General features: G+C 66.3%; 19 protein-coding genes and 1 other RNA gene. 3 read left to right on the top strand and 17 right to left on the bottom strand.

Annotation, left to right across the window (positions count from 1 at the left end):
- Positions 1-3: 3 nt before the first annotated feature.
- The 12 genes from QQL87_RS22240 to rsmH all read right to left on the bottom strand — a co-directional run bounded on the left by QQL87_RS22240 (position 4) and on the right by rsmH (position 13,207).
- Positions 4-864, bottom strand: a complete 861-nt coding sequence (locus tag QQL87_RS22240; protein WP_284420803.1) for a helix-turn-helix domain-containing protein — start codon at positions 862-864, stop codon at positions 4-6.
- A 21-nt stretch (positions 865-885) separates the two neighbouring features.
- On the bottom strand, positions 886-1,989 hold the full coding sequence (gene murG, locus QQL87_RS22245) for an undecaprenyldiphospho-muramoylpentapeptide beta-N-acetylglucosaminyltransferase (RefSeq protein ID WP_284420804.1): 1,104 nt from the start codon (positions 1,987-1,989) through the stop codon (positions 886-888).
- 68 nt (positions 1,990-2,057) lie between these two features.
- Positions 2,058-3,209: a putative lipid II flippase FtsW gene (gene ftsW / locus QQL87_RS22250; RefSeq protein WP_284420805.1), complete on the bottom strand. Its 1,152-nt coding sequence runs from the start codon at positions 3,207-3,209 to the stop codon at positions 2,058-2,060.
- A gap of 89 nt (positions 3,210-3,298) precedes the next feature.
- Positions 3,299-3,988 (bottom strand): nucleotidyl transferase AbiEii/AbiGii toxin family protein, encoded by a 690-nt coding sequence (locus QQL87_RS22255; protein WP_284420806.1) that lies wholly within the window; start codon positions 3,986-3,988, stop codon positions 3,299-3,301.
- Positions 3,972-4,298, bottom strand: coding sequence for a hypothetical protein (locus QQL87_RS22260; protein WP_284420807.1), 327 nt, complete (start codon positions 4,296-4,298; stop codon positions 3,972-3,974). The genes QQL87_RS22255 and QQL87_RS22260 overlap by 17 nt, the downstream gene beginning before the upstream one ends.
- A 49-nt stretch (positions 4,299-4,347) precedes the next feature.
- A complete protein-coding gene (gene murD / locus QQL87_RS22265; protein WP_284420809.1) occupies positions 4,348-5,748 on the bottom strand; it encodes a UDP-N-acetylmuramoyl-L-alanine--D-glutamate ligase in 1,401 nt (466 codons plus the stop codon).
- Position 5,749: 1 nt separating this feature from the next.
- On the bottom strand, positions 5,750-6,856 hold the full coding sequence (gene mraY / locus QQL87_RS22270; protein ID WP_284420811.1) for a phospho-N-acetylmuramoyl-pentapeptide-transferase: 1,107 nt from the start codon (positions 6,854-6,856) through the stop codon (positions 5,750-5,752).
- Positions 6,857-7,048: 192 nt separating this feature from the next.
- The gene (locus QQL87_RS22275; RefSeq protein WP_284420812.1) at positions 7,049-8,425 is read right to left on the bottom strand and encodes a UDP-N-acetylmuramoyl-tripeptide--D-alanyl-D-alanine ligase; all 1,377 of its coding nucleotides are present in this window, start codon (positions 8,423-8,425) and stop codon (positions 7,049-7,051) included.
- Positions 8,422-9,882 carry a UDP-N-acetylmuramoyl-L-alanyl-D-glutamate--2,6-diaminopimelate ligase gene (locus tag QQL87_RS22280; RefSeq protein WP_284420814.1) on the bottom strand — a complete coding sequence of 487 codons (1,461 nt, stop codon included), beginning with the start codon at positions 9,880-9,882 and terminating at the stop codon, positions 8,422-8,424. Before QQL87_RS22280 ends, QQL87_RS22275 begins: the two co-directional genes overlap by 4 nt.
- A gap of 71 nt (positions 9,883-9,953) precedes the next feature.
- Entirely contained in the window at positions 9,954-11,702 is a 1,749-nt protein-coding gene (locus QQL87_RS22285; protein ID WP_284420815.1) for a peptidoglycan D,D-transpeptidase FtsI family protein, read from the bottom strand.
- A complete protein-coding gene (gene ftsL / locus QQL87_RS22290; RefSeq protein ID WP_284420817.1) occupies positions 11,699-12,091 on the bottom strand; it encodes a cell division protein FtsL in 393 nt (130 codons plus the stop codon). The genes QQL87_RS22285 and ftsL overlap by 4 nt, the downstream gene beginning before the upstream one ends.
- A 3-nt stretch (positions 12,092-12,094) precedes the next feature.
- Complete coding sequence (gene rsmH, locus QQL87_RS22295; protein ID WP_502871202.1) at positions 12,095-13,207, bottom strand: 16S rRNA (cytosine(1402)-N(4))-methyltransferase RsmH; 1,113 nt, start codon at positions 13,205-13,207, stop codon at positions 12,095-12,097.
- A 430-nt stretch (positions 13,208-13,637) separates the two neighbouring features.
- Here rsmH and QQL87_RS22300 point away from each other — a divergent pair, with 430 nt between their 5' ends.
- Complete coding sequence (locus QQL87_RS22300) at positions 13,638-14,489, top strand: peptidoglycan recognition protein family protein (protein ID WP_284420824.1); 852 nt, start codon at positions 13,638-13,640, stop codon at positions 14,487-14,489.
- 4 nt (positions 14,490-14,493) lie between these two features.
- Here QQL87_RS22300 and QQL87_RS22305 read toward each other — a convergent pair whose 3' ends face one another.
- On the bottom strand, positions 14,494-15,738 hold the full coding sequence (locus tag QQL87_RS22305) for an RNA polymerase sigma factor (RefSeq protein ID WP_284420826.1): 1,245 nt from the start codon (positions 15,736-15,738) through the stop codon (positions 14,494-14,496).
- A 32-nt stretch (positions 15,739-15,770) separates the two neighbouring features.
- Positions 15,771-16,124 (bottom strand): YciI family protein, encoded by a 354-nt coding sequence (locus QQL87_RS22310; protein WP_284420827.1) that lies wholly within the window; start codon positions 16,122-16,124, stop codon positions 15,771-15,773.
- 137 nt (positions 16,125-16,261) lie between these two features.
- Between QQL87_RS22310 and rnpB the strand changes: the two genes are divergently transcribed.
- An RNA gene (gene rnpB, locus QQL87_RS22315) (RNase P RNA component class A) lies at positions 16,262-16,711 on the top strand.
- A gap of 47 nt (positions 16,712-16,758) precedes the next feature.
- On the opposite strand, the gene QQL87_RS22320 is transcribed toward rnpB, so the two are convergent.
- From QQL87_RS22320 to QQL87_RS22330, 3 genes are all read right to left on the bottom strand, one after another.
- On the bottom strand, positions 16,759-18,576 hold the full coding sequence (locus QQL87_RS22320; RefSeq protein ID WP_284420829.1) for an ABC transporter ATP-binding protein: 1,818 nt from the start codon (positions 18,574-18,576) through the stop codon (positions 16,759-16,761).
- 288 nt (positions 18,577-18,864) lie between these two features.
- On the bottom strand, positions 18,865-20,454 hold the full coding sequence (locus QQL87_RS22325) for a DHA2 family efflux MFS transporter permease subunit (RefSeq protein ID WP_284420830.1): 1,590 nt from the start codon (positions 20,452-20,454) through the stop codon (positions 18,865-18,867).
- Between the two features lie 235 nt (positions 20,455-20,689).
- Positions 20,690-22,072 carry an HlyD family secretion protein gene (locus QQL87_RS22330; RefSeq protein WP_284420831.1) on the bottom strand — a complete coding sequence of 461 codons (1,383 nt, stop codon included), beginning with the start codon at positions 22,070-22,072 and terminating at the stop codon, positions 20,690-20,692.
- Between the two features lie 189 nt (positions 22,073-22,261).
- Between QQL87_RS22330 and QQL87_RS22335 the strand changes: the two genes are divergently transcribed.
- Entirely contained in the window at positions 22,262-22,900 is a 639-nt protein-coding gene (locus QQL87_RS22335; RefSeq protein WP_284420832.1) for a TetR/AcrR family transcriptional regulator, read from the top strand.
- Positions 22,901-24,309 lie beyond the last annotated feature (1,409 nt).

Below are 24,309 nucleotides of genomic sequence, written 5' to 3' on the forward strand. Positions count from 1 at the left end.
TCATCACGTCGGCCGCAGCGCGCGATCAGCACGCGCGGCTGCGGCCGCGAGCCAGGTCACCTGATGGCAGCACCAGGCCTCCACCGACGCCACGAAATCCGGCACCAGCGTCAGGCGCCGGCGTCCGTCGTCGAAGCGCAGCAGTCCGCGCTCCTCCATTGCCGTCAGCAGATTGCGGATGTGGGACCGCGAGACGCCCAGCGACGTCGCAAGCTCCGCCGTGGACACGTCGACGGCGTGGCGCCCGGCGGCGGAGCGGGCGACAAGCGTCAGCGCCAGATGGATGCCGCTATCATGCTCGTCGGTCCAGGCCAGATCCGGAAATCCCGTCAGCGGCCGGTTGTCGCGACAGAGCCAGGTCGCGCATTGCCGGATCGACTCAACGTAGAAGCGCTGGTCATTCCGCAGCCGGAAGCCCAATCCGTCGGCCTCGGTCAATCGGGCATGACAATCCAGATGCAGAGCAAGCCAGCCTCGTAGACCCTCGAGGATGACGGGCCCCGGCACGAGATAGCGAATCCGGCCATCTTCGGGATCGCGCTCGACGGTCACCAGCGACAGCCCGCGCAGCACCGCGACGAAGGCCGCCATCTGCCGCGGCCCCGGCAGCCGCAGCTGCAGACGTGTCAGGGTCGGCCGCTCGACCGGCTGGCGCGCCGACATATGCATCATCACGATATGCGCAACGATTTCCGTCGGGGCGCGCTGGCCGAACAGCTTGATCATCAGACGCTGGCCGCGCAGCGGCGCAATCAGCTGGTCGCAGAATCCGACGAATACGGGCACGAAGGACGGATGGTCGCGCAGCCGCATCGGGTGATCGTCCACCGCGATAGCGCGGGCCTCGGTGCTCCAATTCGTCATGGGGTCATCGCGCCCGGCCGATCAGAGCCCCGCCGTCCTGATCACGAGATCGGCCAGCCGCTCGGCGGCATCGAGCCGGCCGGCGGCGCGCGCGGCCTCGGCCATGGCAGCGAGCCGGGACGGCTCGGCGGCGAACGCAGAAATCTCGGACGCCAGCCGGGCGGAGGTGAATTCGCTTTGCACGATCCGGATCGCCGCGTTGGCCTCCGACAGCACGCCGGCATTGGCGAACTGGTCCTGATCGATGGCACCGGGCAGCGGCACCAGGATCGAAGGCCGGCCGATCGCGGCCAGTTCGGCCACGGTGCCGGCGCCGGAGCGCGAGATCACGAGATGATTGGCCGCGAGCCGCGCCGGCAGGTCGGTGAAGAACGGCTGCAGCTCGGCGTTGATCTTGAGCCGGTCATAGATCGCGCGCACCCGCGCCATGTCCTCCTGGCGAACCTGCTGGGTCAGCACCAGCCGGCTCCACAAAGCGGGCTCCAGCCGCTCGATCGCGCCGGGCACGATGTCGCTCATGACGCGCGCGCCCTGGCTGCCGCCCACCACGAGCAGCCGCAGCGGGCCGGCAGTCTCCGGCGCGACATAGGGAACGGCCGCGGCTTCGAGAATGGCGGGACGCATCGGCGTGCCGACCGTGGTGGTCTTGGCCGACAGCGCGGGATCGCGGTCGAGCACGCCGGGCAGCGAGGTCGCGATCGCCTTCACATGCGACGACAGGAAACGATTGGCGCGGCCGAGCACGGCATTGGCGTCATGGATCAGGCTGGGCACGCCGGCAAGCCGCGCCGCCAGAAGCGGCGGCACGGTCGGATAGCCGCCGAAGCCGATCACGGCCGCGGGCTTCAGCCGCCGCATCAAATTGAACGCAGCCACGGTGCCGGTCCCGAGCAGCAGCGCGGTGCGCGCGAGCGCCACCGGCGATCGGCTGCGCACCGTCTCGCTCGGCACCACGTCGATCATGTCCTTGGTGAACAGGCCGCTGTAGCGCAGCGCGCGGGCGTCGGTGACGAGACGGACGCGATAGCCGCGCTTGATCAGCTCGACGCCGAGCGCTTCGGCCGGAAACAGATGGCCGCCGGTGCCGCCGGCGGCCAGAAGGATGAGGGGCGCAGATGAGGTCATGCGCTGATGTTTACAGGCAATATGTCGGCATTGCGAGCGGGCGTCCGAGGATCGGGAATTGTGCGACGCTACGCGTAGTTGCGCATGGCGCCGGCGGCGTCGGTTGCCTCGACCTCCATGCGCGGCCGCTGCCGCGTCAACGCCAGCATCATGCCGACGCCATAGGCGAGCGACACGATCGACGAACCGCCATAGGAGACGAACGGCAAGGTCATGCCCTTGGCCGGGATCAGCTGCAGATTGACCGAGATATTGATGGCCGCCTGGATGCCGAACAGGATCGCGAGGCCCGAGGCCGCGAAGCGCGCGAACCCGTCCTCGGTCGCATAGGCGCGCGACAGGGTGCGGATCACGATGAAGGCGAACAGCGTGACCAGTGCCAGACAGAGGATGATGCCGAACTCTTCCGCGGCGACCGCGAACACGAAGTCGGTGTGGCTGTCCGGCAGGCTGCGCTTGGCGATGCCCTCGCCCGGCCCGAGGCCGAACCAGCCGCCGTTGGAGAACGCCTCCATCGCGGTGTCGACCTGGAAGGTGTCGCCCGACGCCGGATTCATGAAGCGCTTGATACGGCCGGCGACGTGCGGAACCAGCAGATAGGCACCGAACAGGCCGGCGGCTGCAGCACCCGCGAGGCCCGCCACCCAGATCATGCGCATGCCGGCGATGAAGAACAGCGAGCCCCAGACCATCAGGATCAGCATGGTCTGGCCGAAATCCGGCTCCATGATCAGAAGCGAGACGAGCATCAGGAGCAACGTCAGCGCCATCGTGGTCGCCGGCATGTCGGGCCGGCGCGCGGATTCGGAGAACAGCCAGGCCGCAACCACGACGAAGGCCGGCTTGGCCGCTTCCGAGGCCTGGATGTTGACCCCGATCAGCGTGATCCAGCGGCGCGAGCCTTTGACCTCCGGGCCGATCGCCAGTGTCAGCACGATCAGCACGATGGCGATCGCGAACACCACCAGCGCACTGCGCCGGATCTGGCGCGGCGACAGGAAGGAGACCCCGATCAGCACGATGAAGGAGGGCAGCAGGAACAGGACGTGGCGGTTGAAGAAGTGAAAGGGATCGAGTCCGATCCGCGTCGCCACCGGCGGGCTGGCCGCCAGCGACAGGATCACCCCGCACAGCATCAGGGCGAGGATGGAGCCGAGCAGCGGCTTGTCGACCGTCCACCACCAGTCGGACAGCGGATTGCGTTCTTCACGGGAGAGCATCGGGCGTCCACCTGAGGCCTTAAGGAATCAGCCCATTGGCGCCCAGGATGGTTATCGAAGGGTTAAGAGAATTGCTGGCCTTAGGGCAATCACGGCCGCGAGCCAACCGACCCATGTGACTTGGGCAACAAGCCAGTGTGCAGCATCACTTGGCCGATCTTGCTCACCCCATCCCGGGCCCGACACAAGACGTCACGATCGCCTTGTGAGAGGGAAGGCAGGTCACCATCCTTGAAGAAGCCTAGTGCCTTCAGTGGCAGGGCTGCATCGCTCTTGAACATCTTCGCAAAGCCGCCGAGAGATCGCTCCAGGGATACGCCTGCGAGCAACATCGCAGCGATGTCTCGATAATCCTTCGCTTCGGCGCGATCGAGGATCGCTTTCAATTTGGTGGCAAGAAGATCCTCAAGCGAGGCAACGAGGAGGACCCCGTCCCTCGTTGGTAAGGGATCATTGATCCGCCCCAAGGCCAGACCGCCGAAGAAGGAGACTTTCACGTGACCGGCCGGCGCAACGGCGTCGACAACGAGGGAGTTGATGTCCTCTTGGAGAGGTCGCGCATTCTGAATGAACCCAAAGGCCGATGAAATTTTCGCCTTGTTCAGAGGCGCAGCATTGAAGAAGTCGAAATCGACCGACGTTCTGTGACCGAGGTGCAGAGCGACAGCCGTTCCCCCGTAGAGGACGAAGCCTTGCTCCCGAGCCGGAGCCAGTTGAGGCCAGAGCTGCTTCTGAGCGGCGGGTAATACCCCGATATGCGGCTCAAACGGCGCCGACATCGAACGACCTCGCCGGCGCCTCTGGAGGAATGGCCCGCCCGGTCGCGCGCATCAGGCGGCCACGCCAAAACTCCCATGAGCGGGCGTCGATCCAGCCCGGCTGCGCGCTGACCATGACATCGGCGAGCACGTCGGGACCCAGCTCCGTTTCGAGTTTAACGATCTCGTCGAAGCCGGCAAAGCTCATTGCTTGCGCGAGAATCCGCTCAGGCGAACGGGGATGTGATCCCACCGGCTCCCACCAAAAGAAGCGCCGTTCGAGATCGGACAGCAGGTCTTTGGAAACGAGCAGTTCCGCCTGACTTTCCATGTTGTCATTCTAGCACAATCGCGGACTTCGGGCCAGCTACGAGCGTTTGTTACACCACCCGCTCCACCCCCGGCAGCGCCTGGACCAACTCGCGGAAGCGCGTGCCGCGGATTTCGAAGTTGCGGAACTGGTCGAACGAGGCGCAGGCGGGCGACAACAGCACGACCGCCTCCTTCAGCCCGGAGGCCTCCGCATCGGCGGCGGCCTGGGCCACCGCAACCTCCAGCGTGCCGGACATCGCATGCGGCACCTTGTCGCCGAGCGTGCCGGCAAACTCCGCGGCCGCCTCGCCGATCAGATAGGCCTTGCGGATGCGCGGGAAGAAGCCGGTCAGACTGGTGATGCCGCCCGCCTTCGGCTTGCCGCCGGCGATCCAGAAGATGTCGGCGAAGGACGACAGCGCATGCGCAGTCGCGTCCGCATTGGTGCCCTTGGAGTCGTTGACGAACAGCACGTTGGCGCGGCGGCCGACCTGCTCCATGCGATGCGCGAGCCCCGGGAAGCTGCGCAGCCCCTGCTGCAGAACGTCTTCTCTGACGCCGATCGCGAGCGCTGTCGCGGCGGCGCAGGCGGCGTTCTGGGCATTGTGCTGGCCGCGCAGCGAGCCAATGCCGCCGAGCCGCGCGATCTCGCTGCGCGCGCCGCCCGAACTGCGCACGATCGTCTCGTGCTCGACATAGAGACCGTCCGCCAGCGGGTTCTTGACGGAAATGCGCACCACGCGCTTGCCGGCCTGGTCCAGCCGGTCGGCCGTCGCGCGCGAAAACCCGTCATCGACGCCGACGATCGCGGTCCCCGCGGGCTTGACGCCGGCCACGAGGCGCTCCTTCACGGCCGCGTAGTTCTCGATCGTGCCGTGGCGATCGATGTGGTCCTCGCTGACATTGATCAGAATGCCGACGCTCGGATCGAGCGACGGTGTGAGATCGATCTGGTAGGACGACATCTCGATGACATGGACGCGGCCCATGCGCGGCGGCTCCAGCGACAGGATCGCGGTGCCGATATTGCCGCCCATCTGGGTGTCGTAGCCGGCGACCCGCATCAGATGCGCGATCAGCGCTGTCGTGGTCGATTTGCCGTTGGTGCCGGTGATGGCGACGAAGGGCGCATCCGGCGCGTGGCGCCGGCGCTCGCGGCAGAAAAGCTCGATGTCGCCGATGACCTCGACGCCAGCCTCGCGCGCCTTGAGCACGCTCCAATGCGGCACGGGGTGGGTCAGCGGCACGCCCGGCGCCAGCACCAGCGCCGCGAAGTTGGCCCAGGACGCCGTGCGCAGATCGGCGGTGATGAAGCCGGCCTTGGCGGCCTCCGCGAGGCGGTCGGCGCCGTCATCGCCCGCGACGACCTCCGCGCCACCGGCGCGCAGCGCGTGACACGAGGCCAGCCCCGAGCCGCCGAGTCCGAACACGGCGACCGTCTTGCCGGCGAATGAGGTGACGGGGATCATGTCAGCGCAGCTTCAGCGTCGAAAGACCGACCAGCGCCAGCATCACCGAGATGATCCAGAAGCGGATCACGATCTGCGGCTCGGTCCAGCCGAGCTGCTCGAAATGGTGATGAATCGGCGCCATCCTGAAGATGCGCTTGCCGGTCAGCTTGAACGAGGCGACCTGGACGATCACCGACACCGCCTCCAGCACGAACAGGCCGCCGATCACCGCCAGCACGATCTCGTGCTTCACAGCGACCGCGATCGAGCCGAGCATGCCGCCGAGCGCCAGCGAGCCGGTGTCGCCCATGAAGATCGAGGCCGGCGGCGCGTTGAACCAGAGGAAGCCCAAGCCCGCGCCGAGCACCGCGCCGCACAGCACGGCGAGTTCACCGGTGCCCGCGACATAATGAATCTGCAGATAGTCGGAGAACACGGCATTGCCGGCGAGATAGGCGATCAGGCCGAAGCTTGCAGAGGCGATCATGACCGGCACGATCGCGAGGCCATCGAGGCCGTCGGTCAGATTGACGGCATTGCCGGCGCCGACGATGACGAAGGCGCCAAAGATGACGTACATCCAGCCGAACTTGAAGATGAGGTCCTTGAAAAAGGGAATGGCCAGCCCCGTCGAGGACGGATCGCGCCCGAGGCGAACCAGCGCGTAGCAGGCGACCAGCGCGATCGCCGCCTCGATCAGCAGACGTGCGCGGCCGGCGAAGCCCGAATGCGACTGCTTGGTCACCTTCAGATAATCGTCGTAGAAGCCGACGAAGCCGAAGCCGAGCGTGACCGCGAGCACGATCCAGACATAGGGGTTGAGCGGATTGGCCCACAGCACAGTGGAGACGACGAGCCCGGACAGGATCATCAGGCCGCCCATCGTGGGCGTGCCCTTCTTGCTGATGATATGCGATTGCGGGCCGTCGGTGCGGATCGGCTGGCCCTTGCCCTGGCGCAGCCGCAGATGATCAATGATCCACGGTCCGAACAGGAACACGAACAGCGCGCCGGTGACCACGGCGCCGCCGGTCCGGAACGTGATGTAGCGAAACACGTTGAGCAGCCCGCGGAACATCGACAGGCTCGGAAACGTATTCGTCAGCTCGATCAACCAATAGAACATCCAACCCGCCTATGCCGCTCACGAGACTGAGCCACGCGAACGGAGTCTCGTTCGCGAATCCGCATCCCGCCTCTTTTAACCATGATCGCGGCCGGGGGCGAATCGCACCCCGCGACGGGAATCCGTCCGGCATCGCTGCCCCGTCCGCCAGTGGAAAAACATCCTTCTGCCGCGCCGCGATATCGCCCGATTTCAAGCCGCGCCCTGCAGCGCGGCGGCGAGCTTCGACACGAACTTGTTGACCCAGAAGATCTTCTTGCTGCCCTTGATGACGACGACGTCGCCCGGCGCAAGCAGCGCCGCCACCTGCCGGGGGTCGAGCGTCACCGGATCCTCGTGCCAGCCGAGCCGCTTCTGCTGCGGCAGAGTGTCGAACAAGTGGCGCATCAGCGGTCCGACGCAGAAGACGGCATCGATTCCCGCGAAATGAGCGGCCATTCCGGCGTGATAGGCCGGGGCCTCGTCGCCCAGCTCCAGCATGTCGCCGATGACGGCAATCCGCCGGCCCCGCACCGGGCGCGCCTGCAGGCTGTCGAACGCCGCCGCCATGCTGGCCGGATTGCCGTTGAAGCTGTCGTCGATCAGAACGATGTCGCCGACGGTCTGCTCGACGCCGCGGCCGGTCATGATGCCGACATCGCCGAGCTCTTGCGCCAGCAGCGCCGGATCCAGGCCGGCCGCCGTGACCGAAGCGAGCGCCGCCAGCGCGTTGTGCAGGCGATGCGGGGCACCGGGCGTCAGCGCGAAGTCGACGCGGCGGCCGGCGATGTCGGCGGTCACGTCCCAGCTCTCACCGCGGGAGGTGTGCGACAGCGCGCGCACCTCGGCCTCATCGCCGAAACGGATCACCTTGCCGCTCCATTCGGGGGCCGCGAGATCGGCGGGAAGCACGAGAATGCCATCAGCGGGCAAGCCGCGCGCGATCGAGACCTTTTCTTTCCGGATCGCCTCGAGGCTGCCGAGCTTTTCCAGGTGCACCGGCTGCACGTTGACGACCAGCGCCACCGTCGGCTGCGACAGCTCGGTCAGCCGCGCGATTTCGCCGGTCTGGTTCATGCCCATTTCGACCACCCAGACGGAGGCATCAGGATCAGCATTGCACAACGTCAGCGGCACGCCCCAGAAATTGTTGAAGCTCGACGGACTGGCGGAGGCGCCAGGATAGGCGGCGATGAACTCCTTGGTCGAGGTCTTGCCGGCGCTGCCGGTCAGTCCGATCACCGGACCATGGAAGCGCGCCCTTGCAAAGCGGGCGAGCGCCCACAGGCCATCGATCAGCGTGTCCGGCACGACGAGCTGCGGCACGGTGATGCCATCGACCCGATGCGGCACGATCATCGCGACCGCGCCGGCCTGTTCGGCATTCGCGGCGAACTCCCAGCCGTCGCGGCTGGAGGCGAAGCTCGACACGAACCCACCGCTCGGCGTGCCGCTCAGCGCGACGAACAGGCTGCCGGGCTTCACGGCGCGGCTGTCCTGCGTCACGACATCGATCGGTGTCTCCGGATAGTCGCCGGCGAGCTGAAGCGCGCGCGCCGCCTCGGCCACCGTCCACAGCGCCTTCGTCATGATGCCCTCGCTGCCAATGCATCCGCGACCGCTTCATGATCGCTGAAAGGCAGAACCGTGCTGCCGATGATCTGTCCGGTCTCATGGCCCTTGCCGGCGATGATCAGCGCATCGCCGGGCTGCAGCTCGCCGATCGCGATCTTGATCGCCTCGGCGCGGTCGCCGATCTCGCGGGCGCCAGGTGCGGCGGCCAGGATCGCGGCACGGATCGCAACCGGATCCTCGCTGCGCGGATTGTCATCGGTGACGATGACGCTGTCGGCCTCGGCGGCGGCAATCGCGCCCATCAGGGGCCGCTTGCCGGTGTCACGGTCGCCGCCGGCGCCGAACACCACGGTAAGCTTTCGTGCAGCATAAGGCCGCAGCGCCTGCAACGCCTTGGCGAGCGCATCCGGCTTGTGCGCGTAGTCGATGAAGATGGGGGCGCCATTGCGCTCGCCGACCAGCTCGAGGCGCCCTTTGGCCCCCTCGAGCTTCTCGAGTGATTCAAATACAGCCTGGGGGTCACTGCCGGTGCCGATCGCAAGACCGGCGGCGACCAGCGCATTCTCGATCTGGAAGCGCCCGACCAGCGGCAGCCGGATGGTGTACAGGCGACCGCAATACTGGATCTCCAGCGTCTGCGCGAAGCCATCGATGGCCGCGGCCACCAGCCGGATGCCCGGCCCTGCGCCGTCACCGCTCGCTCCCACCGTCATCGGGCGAAGACCGCGCGCTTCAGCAGCAGCGATCACCTCCGGCGAGCACTCGTGGTCCGCCGAGATCACCGCCGGCCCGCCCGGCGGCACCAGATCGCGGAACAGCCTCAGCTTCGCGTTCAGATAATGCGCGATGTCGGGGTGGTAATCCATGTGGTCGCGCGACAGGTTGGTGAACCCGCCGGCCGAGACCCGGACGCCATCGAGCCTGAACTGATCGAGCCCGTGGGATGATGCCTCGAACGCGAGATGGGTGACACCGTCGCCCGTGATCTCGTCGATCTGCCGATGCAGCGCGATCGGATCGGGCGTGGTCAGCGAGCCGTAGACGGTGCGCTTGTCCGATACCAGGCCGACCGTGCCGATGCTCGCCGAGCTGTGGCCCAGCATCTGCCAGATCTGTCGCGTGAAGGCTGCGACCGAAGTCTTGCCGCTGGTGCCGGTCACGGCCGCAATGGTCGACGGCTGGCGGGGATAGAACCGCGCGGCGGCGATCGCCAGCGCCCGCCGCGGGTTCGGCAGCGCGATGAAGGGAACGGAAAGTTCCCCCTCGGACGGCCCAGCGCCAGCCACTGCGACCGCGCCGGCCGCGATCGCGGCCGCGATGAAGCGGGCGCCGTCAGTTTTGGTTCCGGACAGCGCGAAGAACAGGTCGCCCGGCTTGACCAGCCGGCTGTCCACGGCAAGGCCGGAGACTTCGACGGCGGCGATGTGCGGGTCGAACCCCGCCTGATCGCCGAGGAGGTCGAGAAGTTTCATCCTGGTCCCGTACCGGTCTGGCGCCTTCCGGAGTGGAGGCGCCTCCAAAGCCCTTGCGATTCGCGGACGGCTTACTGCGTCAGCCGCGATGCCGCAAGAATTTGGCGGTCGGACGGCGGCAGGTCGAAACGGGGCTCGATGCCGAGCAGCGGCCCGATCCGGGAAATCACGTTGCCGGCGGTCGGCACCGCGTTCCAGCCCGAGGTGATGAAGCCGTAGGTTTCCTTCAGCGCCTGCGGCTCGTCCAGCATGATCAGAAGCTGGTATTTCGGCTTGTCGGCGGGGATCACGGCGGTGAAGAGGGTCAGCACCTTCTTCTTGGCGTAGCGGCCGTTGATCACCTTCTCGGCGGTGCCGGTCTTGCCGCCGATGTAATAGCCCTTGACGTCGGCCTTGCGCGCGGTTCCGACCTCGGCGTTCAGGCGCATCAAATAGCGCATCTTTTCCGAGGTCTCCGGCTTGATCACGCGCTTGGCAACCTGCATCGCCTCCTCTTCGGTCCGCTTCATGAAGGTCGGCGGAATCAGGAGACCGCCATTGACCAGCGCGCTGACGCCCATCACGCCCTGCAACGGCGCCACCGCCATGCCGTGGCCGAACGCGATCGTGACCGTGTTCAACTCGGCCCAGCGCTTGGGCAGGATCGGCGAGGCGCTCTCCGGCAGCTCGGTGCGCAACCGGTCGAACTGGCCCATCTTGCGCAGGAACGCCTTGTGGCCCTCGACGCCCTGCGTCAGCGCGATCCGGGCGGCGCCCACGTTGGAGGAGAAGGTGAACACCTCCCTCATGGTGAGGAAGCGCCCCTTCGGCTCATCGTCATGGATCGCGAACTTGCCGTAATGCAGCGGACCGCGCGCATCCCAAAGCGAGTTCAGATCGTATTTTCCCGTGTCCAGCGCCATCGCCAAGGTGAACGCCTTGAAGGTGGAGCCCATCTCGTAGACGCCGGTCGTGAGACGGTTGATGCGATCGGGATCGTGCGCTTCCTTGGGGCTGTTCGGATCGAAGTCCGGCAGCGACACCATCGCAATGATCTCGCCGGTCCTGACGTTGACGACGAGACCGGAGGCGGCCTTGGTCTTGAACTTCTCCTTGGCCTTGAGCAGTTCGTCGCGCAGCGCATGCTCGACGCGCAGATCAACCGAGAGCTCGATCGGGCGCTGCAGACGATCCGTGGCAAAGCCGGCGCGATGCAGGTCGGCGAGGCCCTGGTTGTCGAGCCACTTCTCCATGCCGGCGATGCCCTGGTTGTCGATGTTCACCAGGCCGATCAGATGCGCCACCTCGTTGCCGGTCGGATAGACGCGCTTGTTCTCGCGCAGGAAGCCGATGCCCGGCAGACCCAGCCGATGGATGTCCTGCTGTTGCTTCGGCGTCATCTCGCGCTTGAGCCAGACGAAGCCCTTGCGCGACAGCAGCCGGTCTCGAACCTCGCTCGTATCGATATCCGGCAAGGTCGCCGTCAGCAGTTCGATCGCCTCGTCCTTGTCGATGAGGCGGCGCGGCTCGGCGAACAGGCTCGGCGTCTTGACGTCGGTGGCGAGCACCGCGCCGTTGCGGTCGACGATGTCGGGCCGCGCGGTGGCGATGGCGTCCTGCTGCGCGGCACGCCGCGCGCTCGGTCCGTCGGCTCCGACCGCAAACATCACGAGCCGGCCGCCGATCACGGCGTAGACGGCGGCGAAGGCGATGATCGCAAGGCCGATACGCGCGCGCGCCTTCGCGGTGCGATCGACATCGCGCCCATACAGCAGGGTGCGGACCAGACGCTGCCGCCAGGGCTCCTGCGGCTTGGCATGAGGCCGAAGCTGATCGGTCATTGCTGATCCTCCGGACGACGCACCGATCCGGTCACGGGGGGCTCTTCGTTGATTGCATCGATCGCATCGATCATCGATCCGATCGGATCCGGATTGTCGGGCCGCGTGAAGCGCGGCGGCCGCTCCGGCAGGTTCTTGAGGCTGTCGTACTGGGTGGCGTTCAGCGGCTTCAGCGGCAGATGCCGCTCGACCAGCCCCTGCAGCCGCAGCGGCGCATCGAGCTTGGCCCATTCCGAGCGCAGGATCGCGATGGCCTCGCGCTGCTCACGGATCTCGGCGCGCAATTGCAGCACGCGCTCGACGCGCGCCGTCGATTCCATCTTGATGCGATAGACATAGGCGGCCGCAAAGATCAGCGAGCAGATCACCACGAGATGCAGGAGGCGCATCGGTCACCCTCCCCGCAGCACATCGGCCAGGCGCGGCCATGGCGACGATGATGACGCAAGATGCGCCGGCGCTGCGGTGCGTTCCGCACCACGCAGCTTGGCGGAGCGCGCGCGTGGATTGGCCTCGATCTCGCTGTCGGCGGCCACGACCGGCTTACGGTTGAGCAGCTGGAAACTCGGTGTCTCCTGCGCAATCTCGGGCAGATGGCGCGAGCCGCCACCGGTCTTGCTGCGCTCGGCGAGGAAAGTCTTGACGATGCGGTCCTCGAGCGAATGGAACGAGACGACAGCCAGGCGGCCGCCGGGCGCCAGGATACGCTCCGCAGCCGACAGCGCCTGCTTGAGCTCGTCGAGCTCCTCATTGACGAGGATCCGCAGCGCCTGGAACGTCCGCGTCGCCGGATGGATGTCACCCGGCTTCGATCTCACCACACGCGCCACGATGTCGGCGAGCTGCCGCGTCGTCGTGATCGGCTGCTCCTTGCGGGCGGCGACGATCGCGCGGGCCACGCCGCGGGAGTGCCGCTCCTCGCCAAAAATATAGATCACGTCGGCGAGATCGCGCTCGGAGGCCTGCGCAACGACATCGGCCGCGGTCGGTCCCGCGTCTGCCATGCGCATGTCGAGCGGACCGTCGAACCGGAACGAAAAGCCGCGCGCGGCGGAATCGAGCTGCATCGACGAGACGCCGACATCCATCACGATGCCGTCGACATGGGCAAGACCTTGCGCTGCGCAGATGTCGGCCACCGCGGAGAAGCGGTTCTCGACCAAGGTGAGGCGGCCGCCGGCCTCATCGACGAGGCTCGCACCGGCGGCGATTGCGGTGCTGTCGCGGTCGATCCCGATCACCCGCGTTCCCGGCTTCGCCAGGATCAGACGCGTGTAACCGCCTGCCCCAAACGTCGCATCGACATAGGTTCCGCCATCGCGCGGCGCCAGCAGCGCGACCGCTTCGGGGCCGAGCACCGGGATATGGCGCTGGTCAGCCGTCGTCACGCAGCCGCTCCGCAAGGATGCTGCCGATCCGGACTGATTCTGTTCGGCTGCGAGCCCATCGCGCCTTCGATCCTCGCACCCCGTCAACCTGCCAAGCCATCTCCCGGGACCGTCCATGACATGACCCGCCCATGCGTGGACCCCGGTGCGCGGTGATCGTGCCGGGACGATCCCCGATCCGACATCGATCGCGCGCTGCCGGGTGTTCCCGGCATCGCTCAAGACCGTGATCTCCCGTGCAGGACCTAGCATGTGGCAGCTGCCGTCCCGAAAGCCGGCTTGGCTCTTCACCACTTAGTAACGGCGTTTAGCGTTAACAAACCGTTGACGGTCTGTGGCGGATGTTGGGCACGTGCCAGGACGGCAGAGTCGATGGCTGGAAGACCCGCTTGCCTCACCCGCCGGCCTCCCGCCGCCTTTGGCGCACCGCTCTGATCAATATGAGAGGCTCGCATGCGATTTAGATTGCGGCTGGGACATGTAAAAGAGTAGTGCCTGCCCATATTCGATTTGAGCCATTGCCCTCGCCGCCCGCTTCGAGTCGTTCATGCCAAATTCCTCCGACAAGCCGGAATCGAAGCGTCTCCGTGCGCTGCCGATCCCCCAGGGCATTTCAGACCTGCCCGTTTTCACGCCGGACTCGTCGATCGCGTCCGACGTGATTCCGTCGGCGAATTTCGGCGAGCGCAAGGGCGGCCGGCAGCCGGACATGATCATCCTGCACTACACCGGCATGCCGGACGTCGAGGGCGCGATCACCAAGCTGTGCACCGCCGGCACCGAGGTGTCGGCCCACTATATCGTGCTCGAGGACGGACGGATCGTGCAATGCGTGCCCGAGGCGCTGCGCGCCTGGCACGCGGGCCTCTCCTCCTGGGGCGGTGACGAGGACATCAATTCCTGCTCGATCGGCGTCGAGATCGTCAATCGCGGCCACGACTGGGGCTATCCGGATTTTCCCCCGCGGCAGATCGCCGCCGTTATCGCCCTGTGCCGCGGCATCATGCTCCGCCGCAACGTTCCGGCGCATCGCGTGCTCGGTCATTCCGACGTCGCGCCCTCGCGCAAGAAGGATCCCGGTGAGAAGTTTCCCTGGCACTCCCTGGCCAATTCCGGAGTCGGCCATTGGGTGCAGCCGGCGGCCATCACCAAGGGCGAGACACTGAAGCTCGGCAGCATCGGCGACGACGTCAAGGGCCTGCAGAAGGCGCTTGCCAAATATGGCTATGGCGTGCCGATCACGGGCAAGTTCGACGGCCTTACCATGGAGGTCGTCACCGCGTTCCAGCGGCACTTCCGTCCCGAACGGATCGACGGCATCGCCGACCGATCCACCTTGTGGACGCTGCATGCGTTGCTGACGAGCCTGCCGGCGGACGACACCGCTCCGCGGGTCTGAGCGATCACGCCTGCGCATCGAGCTCGGCGAGTCGGCGCGCGTAGAGCCGCTTGAGCGGCGCGAGCTGCGTCGCTTCGCTCGCCATGCGATAGGCTGCGCGCGCCTCCTCGCGCCGATCGAGCCGCCGCAGCAGATCCGCACGCACCGCTGGCAGCAGGTCATACTGCTTCAAGCCGCCGCGAGCGGCCAGCGAATCGACCAGCGCGAGCGCCCGCGCCGCGCCGTCGACCATCGCGACCGCGGCCGCATGGTTGAGCTCGATGACGGGCGATGGCGCGATCCGCAGCAGCACCTCGTAGAGGCCGGCGATCTGGCGCCAGTCCGTCTGCTCGTAGCTCGGCGCCTGGGCGTGCAGCGCGGCGATCGCCGCCTGAACCGTGTAGGGCTGCGGCCGTCCTTTAGCGCTGAGCGCCTGTTCGACCAGCGCGAGCCCTTCGGCGATCTGCTCCCGATTCCACGTGGAGCGATCCTGCTCCTCCAGCAGGACGATGTCGCCGGACGCAGTCGTGCGCCCGGGCCGGCGCGCATCGTGCAACAGCATCAAGGCGAGCAGGCCCTTGATGTCGCGCGCCTCCGGCATCAGCGCAAGCAGCAGCCGGCCGAGCCGGATCGCCTCGCGCGCGAAATCCTGGCGGATCAGTTCCGGACCGGAGGTCGCAAGATAGCCTTCGGTGAATACGAGATAGATGACGGTCAGCACACCACGCAGGCGCTCGTCGAGAGCCTCGCGCCCCGGCACCTCGTAGGGAATGCCGGCGAGACGGATCTTCTGTTTGGCACGCACCAGACGCTGCGCCATCGCGTCCTCGGTGGCGAGGAAGGCGCGGGCAATTTCGGCGGTCGTTAGCCCGCAGACGGTGCGCAGCGTCAGCGCCACCTGCACCTCCGGCGCGAACGCCGGATGGCAGCAGGTGCAGATCAGCCGCAGCATGTCGTCGTCGAGATCGGCCGGCGCGTCGGTGTCATCGCTCGCGGCATCGCGCTCGATCGCATGCACGATCTCCTGCTGCTTGTCGCGGAAGCTGCTGTTGCGCCGGATACGATCGATCGCCTTGTTGCGCGCGACATTGACCAGCCATGCCCGCGGATTGGCGGGGGCCTCCAGCCCCCGCCATTTGAGCAGCGCCGCCGCGAACGCATCCTGCAGCACGTCCTCGGCCAGATCGAAGTCACCGACCAGCCGGATCAAGGTCGCGAGCGCGCGGCCGGCTTCGTTGCGGAACACCTTGTCGATCGCCTCTGGCGTCATCGGTGACATTCTCCCGGCCGGTGACGCTGGCCTCAATGATCGTACTGCCAGATCGGCCGAACCTCGATCGAGCCAAGCCGGGCGCTGGGAATGCGGGCGGCAATGCCGATGGCCTCGTCGAGATTCTTGGCCTCGATCAGATAATAGCCGCCGAGCTGCTCGCGCGTTTCCGCAAATGGGCCGTCGGTCGTGAGGATCTTGCCGTCCCGCACACGTACGGTGGTTGCCGTCGTGGTCGGCTGTAGCCGGTCGCCGCCCTTGTAGTTGCCACTCGAGATGATCGACTGGGTGAAGGCCTGATATTCCGGGCTCATCGTCTGCCCGGGAGTGGCTTCGATCTTCGCGTATTCGGCCTCGTTCTGATAGATCATCAGCAGATATTGCATCGGTTGCTCCTCTCTTCGGCGGGTTCGCCGACATCCAGTCGAACGGCGTGGACACGGAACGACAACCGCAGGATAATATTTTTTGCCGGCGCGGCGATGGCTTGACGTGCTGGTCGATAAGCCCCATTCAGGCCGCATCAGTCGGCCGGACGGCCGCTCCGGCAGGTGCCGAAAGGCCGCAGGGGAGGAAAGTCCGGGCTCCATCGACATGCGGTGCCGGATAACGTCCGGCGGGGGCGACCCCAGGGACAGTGCCACAGAGAACGAACCGCCCGCCTCCGCCCTCACGGGCTTCGGCGCGGTAAGGGTGAAAAGGTGCGGTAAGAGCGCACCGCGGGGCCGGCAACGGAACCGGCATGGTAAACCCCACCGGGAGCAAAACCGAATAGGGACGGCCACGCGGAGACAATCGCCGAGGCAGATGATGCCAACGTGATGACGTCCGCGGGAGCGATGTCAGGCTCGCCGTCCGGGTAGGTTGCCCGAGGTCTCGCGCAAGCGCGATCCCAGAGGAATGGCCGTCACGTATCGTCATGCGCAAGTATGGCGGTGCCCTACAGAACCCGGCTTACAGGCCGGCTGATATGTTCATGAGGGGCTCGACGCTCAAGCGTCGGGCCCCTCACCATTTTCACTAGCCTGCGGCCGAGAGCTGGCCGAACTCGGTGGCCTGCCGCTCGAACAGGCTGCGATAGAGCCCGCCGGGCCGGCCGACGAGCGTGGCGTGGCTGCCCTGCTCGACGATGCGGCCGCGGTCGAACACCAGGATTCGGTCGAGGCTGCGCACGGTCGCCAGACGATGCGCGATCACGATCGCCGTCCTGCCCTTCATCAGCCGCTCCATCGCCTCCTGGATCAGCGCCTCCGATTCCGAATCGAGGCTGGAAGTCGCCTCGTCCAGGATCAGCACGCGCGCGTCCGCCAGGAACGCCCGCGCAATCGCCACCCGCTGCCGCTCACCGCCCGACAGCTTCACTCCGCGCTCGCCGACCAGGGTGCCGTAGCCCTTGGGCAGGCGCGTGATGAACTCATGCGCATTCGCCAGCCGCGCCGCCTGCTCGATCTCGGCCTGGCTGGCGCCGGGCCGGCCATAGGCGATGTTCTCGGCCAGCGAGCGGTGGAACAGGATCGGCTCCTGCTGCACGATCGCGATCTGGCTGCGCAGCGAATCCTGTTTCGCATGGGCGATGTCCTGCCCGTCGATCAGGATCCGGCCGCCGCCGATGTCGTAGAGCCGCTGCACCAGCTTGACGAAGGTCGTCTTGCCGGAGCCGGAGCGCCCGACGAGGCCGATCCGCTCGCCCGGCCGGATGTCCACCGACAGCCGGTCGTAGAGGGCGTTGCGATGGCCGCCATAGTGGAACGTCACCGCGTCGAACACGATGTGCCCGCCGGTCACCGCGATCGGCTTGGCATCCGCGGTATCGACGATGCCGATCGGCTCGCCATGGATCGCCACCAGTTCGTCCATGTCGTTGACCGCGCGCTGCAGGTTGTTGATGTGCATGCCGACGTCGCGCAGATAGGCATGGATGACGTAGTAGCTGGTCAGCACATAGGTGACGTCGCCCGGCGAAGCCTTGCCGGCCATCCACAGCAGCACGGCGCCGCCGATCACCGCCGAGCGCAGGCACAGCAGCACGCCGAGCTGCACGGCGGCCGTCGTGTTGTAGCGCAGCCAGGTGCGGTTGACGCGCCGGGACCAACGGTTGACGACGCGCATCAGCCGGCCGTCCTCGCGCGCCTCGGCGCCGAACGACTTCACTACCGCGTTGCAGCTCAGCGCATCCGCGAGCGTACCGCCGACCTTGGTGTCCCAGGCGTTGGAAATGCGCGCGGCAGGCGCAATGTAGCGGGTCGAGAACGCGACCGTCATCGCGACATAGACCACCGCCCCCAGCGCAATCACGCCGCCCAGCGCGCCCCAGTGCAGGCCGAGCAGCACCATCGAGCCGAGCAGCACCGACAGCGACGGCAGCAGCGCCAGCAGAATGGTGTCGTTGTAGAGGTCGAGCGCCCACATGCCCCTGGTGATCTTGCGCACGGTCGATCCGGCGAAGCTGTCGGCGTGCCAGTCGGTCGAGAACCGCTGCACGCGCATGAAGGCATCGCGCGCGACATCCGACATGATGCGCAGCGTGAACGGCACGATCAGCTGCAGCCCGGACAGCCGCAGCACGATGGATGCGAAGCCGAGCGCCACGATGGCGGCGAACGCCACCAGCGCACTATGCCGCGCGTCGGGATTGGCCGGACCCAGGGTCAGGGCGTCGACCAACTGGCCGGAGAACAGCGGCATGAACAGGTCGGCGGCGGTGGCGCCCAGCAGGGCGAACGCGATGCCCAGGGTCATGCGCGGCTGCTTCAGCCAGTGACGGAACACGAACGGCATCACGACGCGGATGGCGGCGGGACGCTTGTCGGCCTTGAGGCCGGAGACGTTGACGGTCATGGCATCATCCGGCCGCGCTCGCAGCGCCAGCCGGCTCCAAATGAGGCAGACGCACACGCGGCGCGCGGTCTGCGAATGACTAATAGGGCTTTGGGAAGTCAGTCTTGGGGAAGACGGTGGTGGTGCTCAAAGCGAGCGAGCAAAGACCAGCACAGGCATCGATCGGGTGCATGCGATCTGCAGATGCGATGTTGTCATGCAAATCTCCCCGGTTCGAGCGACAATCCTGATTTCATACCAGCAACGGTATGATTTGGCAACCCGCGCGGCTCGCGCGGGCCGCTCACGTCAATGCGCGTCGCCGCCGCCCGCCATCGGCGAGCTCGGCTTGTTGAGCAGCATCACCATGAAGCTCAGCGCGATATAGAAGCAGGTCAGCATGAAGAACGCGTCGCCATAGCCCATCACGACGGCCTGGCGGTGCACGATCTGCGACAGCTGCTTCATCGCCATCAACGCGGAATCGCCCATGCCCTGCAGCTTCTGCTGCAGCATGTTGAGCGTCTCGACCGCGGTGGCGTTGCCCCAGGTCACGCGCTCGTGCAGGCGGGTGATGTGCAGGTCGGTGCGGTCGTTGAGCACCTGGTTGATCACGGCGAGGCCGACGGCACCGCCGAGATTGCGCATCAGGTTGAACAGGCCTGAGGCGTTCTTGACGCGATCGGGCGCGAGCGTGCCGAGCGCAATGTTGTTGGTCGGCACCATCGCGCACATCATGCCGACGCCGCGCAGCACCTGCGGCACGAACAGCTCCCAGAAATCGTAGTCGCGGGTGATCCCGGTCATCTGGTAGGAGCCGATCGCGAAGATGACGAGGCCGAACGCGATGATCAGGCGCATATCGACCTTCACCATCAGGCGGCCGACCACCGGCGCCATCAGGAACATGGTGACGCCGGAGACGAACATGGTCTCGCCGATCATCAGCGCGCTGTAGCCGCGGACCTCGGCGAGATAGCGCGGATAGATGTAGGTCAGGCCGTAGAGGCCGATGCCGATGCAGAACTGCAGCAGGCAGCCGACCGCGAAATTGCGGTCGCCGAACGTTCTGAGATCGACGATCGGCTCGTCGGCCGTCAGCACGCGCCAGAAGAAACAGACCGCAGAGACCACACAGACCGCGGCGCAGACCGCGACCGACGTGTCCTGCAGCCATTCGTGCAGCGGGCCTTCCTCCAGCACATATTCGAGCGAGCCGAGGAAACCCGCCATGAACAGCAGGCCCCACCAGTCGAAGCGGTCGAGCAGCGCGAAATTCGGCTGGTCGAAATCGACCAGCGCCAGCACGCCCGTGGTGATGATGACGCCAGGAACGATGTTGACGAAGAACAGCCAATGCCACGACATCGCATCGGTGATGTAGCCGCCGACCGTCGGCCCCACCGTCGGCGCCAACGTCGCGACGAGCCCGATGATCGGGCCGACGATGTGGAACTTGGAGCGCGGGAACACCGTGTAGGCCGAGGCGAACACGGTCGGGATCATGCCTGCGCCGAGGAAGCCCTGCAGCGCGCGCCACAGGATCATCTGCTCGATCGAGGACGCGAAGCCGCACAGGAAGCTCGAGATCGTGAAGCCGGCCGCCGAGATCGCGAACAGCAGCCGCGTGCCGAGCGCGCGCGACAGGAAGCCGGACAGCGGGATCGCGATCACCTCGGCGATCAGATAGGCGGTCTGTACCCAGGAGACTTCGCTGGAGCTCGCCGACAGGCCGGCCTGGATCTCGCTGAGGGAGGCCGAGACGATCTGGATGTCCAGGATCGCCATGAACATCCCGAACACCATGATCAGGAACGCCACCAGCCGCCGCGGCGCGATGCGGTCCGACGGCGCCGCCGGCGCGCTCATGGTGGGGGTGGCTGTGGTGGCGGTGGCCATGGCGTTGTTCTCTGTCGAGAGAGACAGGGCGGCCGCGACACCTTCGGTCTACTCCCCTCCCCCCTGCGGGGAGGGGTCGGGGGTGGGGGTCCCCGGCGGCAGTGTCGCCCGGAGACCCCCCACCCCAACCCTCCCCCGCAAGGGGGGAGGGAGTTCACCGCCGATGCCGGAGCATCTTCATTCAACATCGCTGAGGAGCAGCGCGTCTGCGGCCCTCAGTCATTCGGCGAATTAACTACTTCCCCTGCACCGTCGCCGGTGCGTCGAGGTCGGCGTCGTTGTCGGCATCCTTGGCGCCGTCGGTGGTGTTGACGGTGACGTAGACCGACATGCCGGCGCGCAGCAGGTTCTGCCGCGCCACGTCCTTCGGCACGAAGATGCGCACCGCAAGCCGCTGCACGATCTTGGTGAAGTTGCCGGTCGCATTATCCGGCGGCAGCAGGGTGAACACCGAGCCCGAGGCCGGCGAGATGCTGTCGACCACGCCCTTGAAGCTGCGCGCGCCATAGGCGTCGACCTTGATCGTCACCGGCTGGCCCGGACGGATACGCTTGAGCTGGGTTTCCTTGAAGTTCGCATCGATGAAGACATCGTCGAGCGGGACGACATTGCCGAGGCGCTGGCCGACCGCGACGAAATCGCCGGTGTTGACGAGACGGTTGGAGAAGGTGCCGTCGACCGGCGCACGCACGGTGGCGAATTCGAGATCGCGCTCGGCCTTGGCGAGTGAGGTCTTGAGCTCGGCGAGCTGCGCCTGGGCCTCGGCCTGTTGCGCCTTCGTCACTTCGACATTGTCGCGCGCAGCATCGAACGCCGCGCGGGCGGCGCGGACCGCGGCCATGCCCTGATCGCGCGTGGCTTCCGACTGCTCGAAGGTCGCGTGCGAGGCAAAGCCCTTGCTGCTCAGCGCCTGCTGACGCTCATAGTCGAGACCGGCGCGCTTCATTGCCGCCTCGGAGGAGGTCAGGTTGGCCTCGGCCTGCTCCACCGCGCTCTGCTGCGCGGCGACCTGGCGGCCGATCCGCGCGATCGTCGCCTCCTGGGTGGCGATCTTGGTGCGCGCAGCGTCCACCGCGATCTTGTAGTCGCCGTCATCGATCCGGAAGACCACATCGCCCTTGCGCACGATCGAATTGTCGCGCGGCACGATCTCCTGGATGTGGCCGGCAACGCGGGCGCCGAGCATGGTGTTGTTGGCGCGAACATAGGAATCGTCGGTCGAGACCATGAAGCGGCCGACCATGACATAATGCGTGGCGTAGCTGGCGGCAGCGAGCGCCAGCAGCAGGCCGATGCCGGCGAGCACGCGCTTGCGCTTGCCGGACTTCGGCGGCTTGGCCGGAGCGGCCTGCGGCTTGTCGCCGGCGGGCGCGGCGGCCGGCGTGGCCACCGGCAGTTCGAGCGGCGCCTCGGTGGTGACGTCGGCTGTCGTGTCGGCCGCCTTGCTGTCGGCCGGCTTGCTGTCGGCCGGCTTGCTGTCGGCCGGCTTGCTGTCGGCCGGCTTGCGCTGAGCGGCGTCGTTGGCCTGCGGACGGGCCGCGTCGCGCTTCGCCTGGCTCGGCGCGTCCTCAGCATCCGGACGGCGTGCCCGCACCGCCTGTTCCCTCGCAGCCGCCATTTAGAGACTCCCACCCATGACAGCGGGGCCGCCCTGGCCCCGTGGATCCCGACCGAACCGTTCGGTCATTTAGATATCTATCATTGACCGAACCGTTCGGTCAATATATGTGTGCGCAGGTGCAACATAGACGGCCACACACTGTCGTGAAGTTGCCTGGCGCGGATTTTTGGTGAACAGCCTGAACCAATGATTGAGGCAGAACAAAATACCACCCGGACGCCGCAGGACGAGGACTCCTCGAAGCGGCGCCAGATCCTCGAGGGCGCCCGCAAGGTGTTCATGGACCTGGGCTTCGACGGCGCCAGCATGGGCGAGATCGCGCGGGTCGCAGGCGTCTCGAAAGGCACGCTGTACGTCTACTTCACCGACAAGTTCCGCCTGTTCGAGGCGATCGTCGAAGAAGAGAGCGTGCATCGCGGCGCCTCGAATTTCAGCTTCGATCCCGATCGCGATGCCACGGCCGTCCTCAGCGAGTTCGGCAAGGCCTGGATCGCAGTGGTCTGCCGGCCGGGTGGCGGATCGGCAATCCGCACCGTCATGGCGATCGCCGAGCGGATGCCGGACGTCGGCCGCCGCTACTACGAATGCGTGCTCAACGGCACGATCAGCCGGCTGGCGGCCTATCTGCAGGCCCGCGTCGATGCCGGCGAGCTCGCCATCGACGACTGCCATCTGGCGGCCTCGCAATTCCAGCAGATGTGCCAGGCGACCCTGTTCCTGCCCTTCATCTTCCAGGCCGAGCCGGCGCCGTCGCCGGACCGGGTCCACAAGGTCATCGCCAGCGCCGTCAGCATGTTCCTCGCCCACTATCGCGTGAAGAGCTGAACGCGAACCCTGCACGGCCGCAGCCGCAGCGTTGATCTCGCCAACATCGGACATGCGCTCTCCTTCTCGCGACGGGTTACGTCCGAGCTTTGCGATCAGATCACCCTCGGCGTGACCGGAGGGTGCAGGGAAGGCCGGGCGCTGGCCGCGCCCGTGGCCCGCCTGCTCAAAAAATGCAGGCGGCAGGTACCACAGGTTCAGCCGAGATCACCCGGCCCTCCCTGCGCGATGGCTTTACGAATTATACGCAGTCTCCCCGGTGTCCGGGCTTGTTAGCCACCGTCGCCCACGCGATGCTGTAAGCATCGGGCGTGAACTTGACGCCAGCATCGGGGCGCCAGGACCCTGCGACTTCATCGTCCTGCCGGTCGCGTTCGTCCGCTCGCGATTCCAGCGCGCTGCGCGCCGACAGGCCACCACTCCCCGCCCCCAACGCTCGTGACGACCGCGAAACGTCCCTCTTCGATCGAGGCGGGATAGCGACAGACAATCATATTTTCCGAAAAATCGAAAGCGGAATATTTTTCGCGGCAGGACTGGACAGGGCAAATCAGCTTGATGGAATTGACGAAATCAATTTGTACGCGCCGGTGGTTTTCACGGCGCGCGACCGCAGCACCGCGGCGTCATCGCGAGCGAAGCGACGCGATCCAGGGGCCACGCCAAGACTCTGAATTGCTTCCGCTTCGCCCAATTAGCTTCGCCGGACAATTCGGTGCAAGGCGCCTCGCAATGACGAGGACGATGGAGCGCGGTGGATGGGCAAATGCGCCTGCTCCACTGCAGCCGCGGGTCACGACGCAACGGCGCCATGCCCGCGGCCAGAGTGTAGAGTCCAACGACCGACAGGCGACATTGCACACATCGCCTTAGATGAATAAGGCCTCTTGCGGAGGCGGCCCACTTCAACTTCAGTCGATCTATTTTCTACCGTTTCGAATTTGGCATTGAACGAAAGCTTCGTTCACGAGCGACGACGAGTTCCGTTTTGTGTACCAATTCTTCCCATCCGGTGAAAGCCATCCCCCGTTTTGTAGCGCGCACGTGCAGCCGGCCCTATCGCTCATCCTGCTGCATCGTGGATCGATGCCCTGCGCCGAAGCAGCGCCAGGACACAGCGACAGCATAAGACCTACGAAGACGAATATTCGCATTTCCCCTCCCGTGCTTTTTTAACAATAACAACCCAAGAGCGAATCGTTTTCGATACGCCATTTGTTTGTAGCATACGGGACAGGCCAGGTTCGGTTGGAACGCGACGTGGGTGCTGTCTCGGCGCCAGCCGGCGCGTGCCACCCTTTTCCAGCAGGGCTATCGCATTTGACCGTCGAAGTGTTGCGCTCGTCTGTCTCCACGTCGTCATGGCCGGGCTTGTCCCGGCCATCCACGTCGTCCGGCATACTGAGAAC

The sequence above is a fragment of the Bradyrhizobium sp. SSBR45G genome (assembly GCF_030159255.1).
Taxonomy (GTDB): Bacteria; Pseudomonadota; Alphaproteobacteria; order Rhizobiales; family Xanthobacteraceae; genus Bradyrhizobium.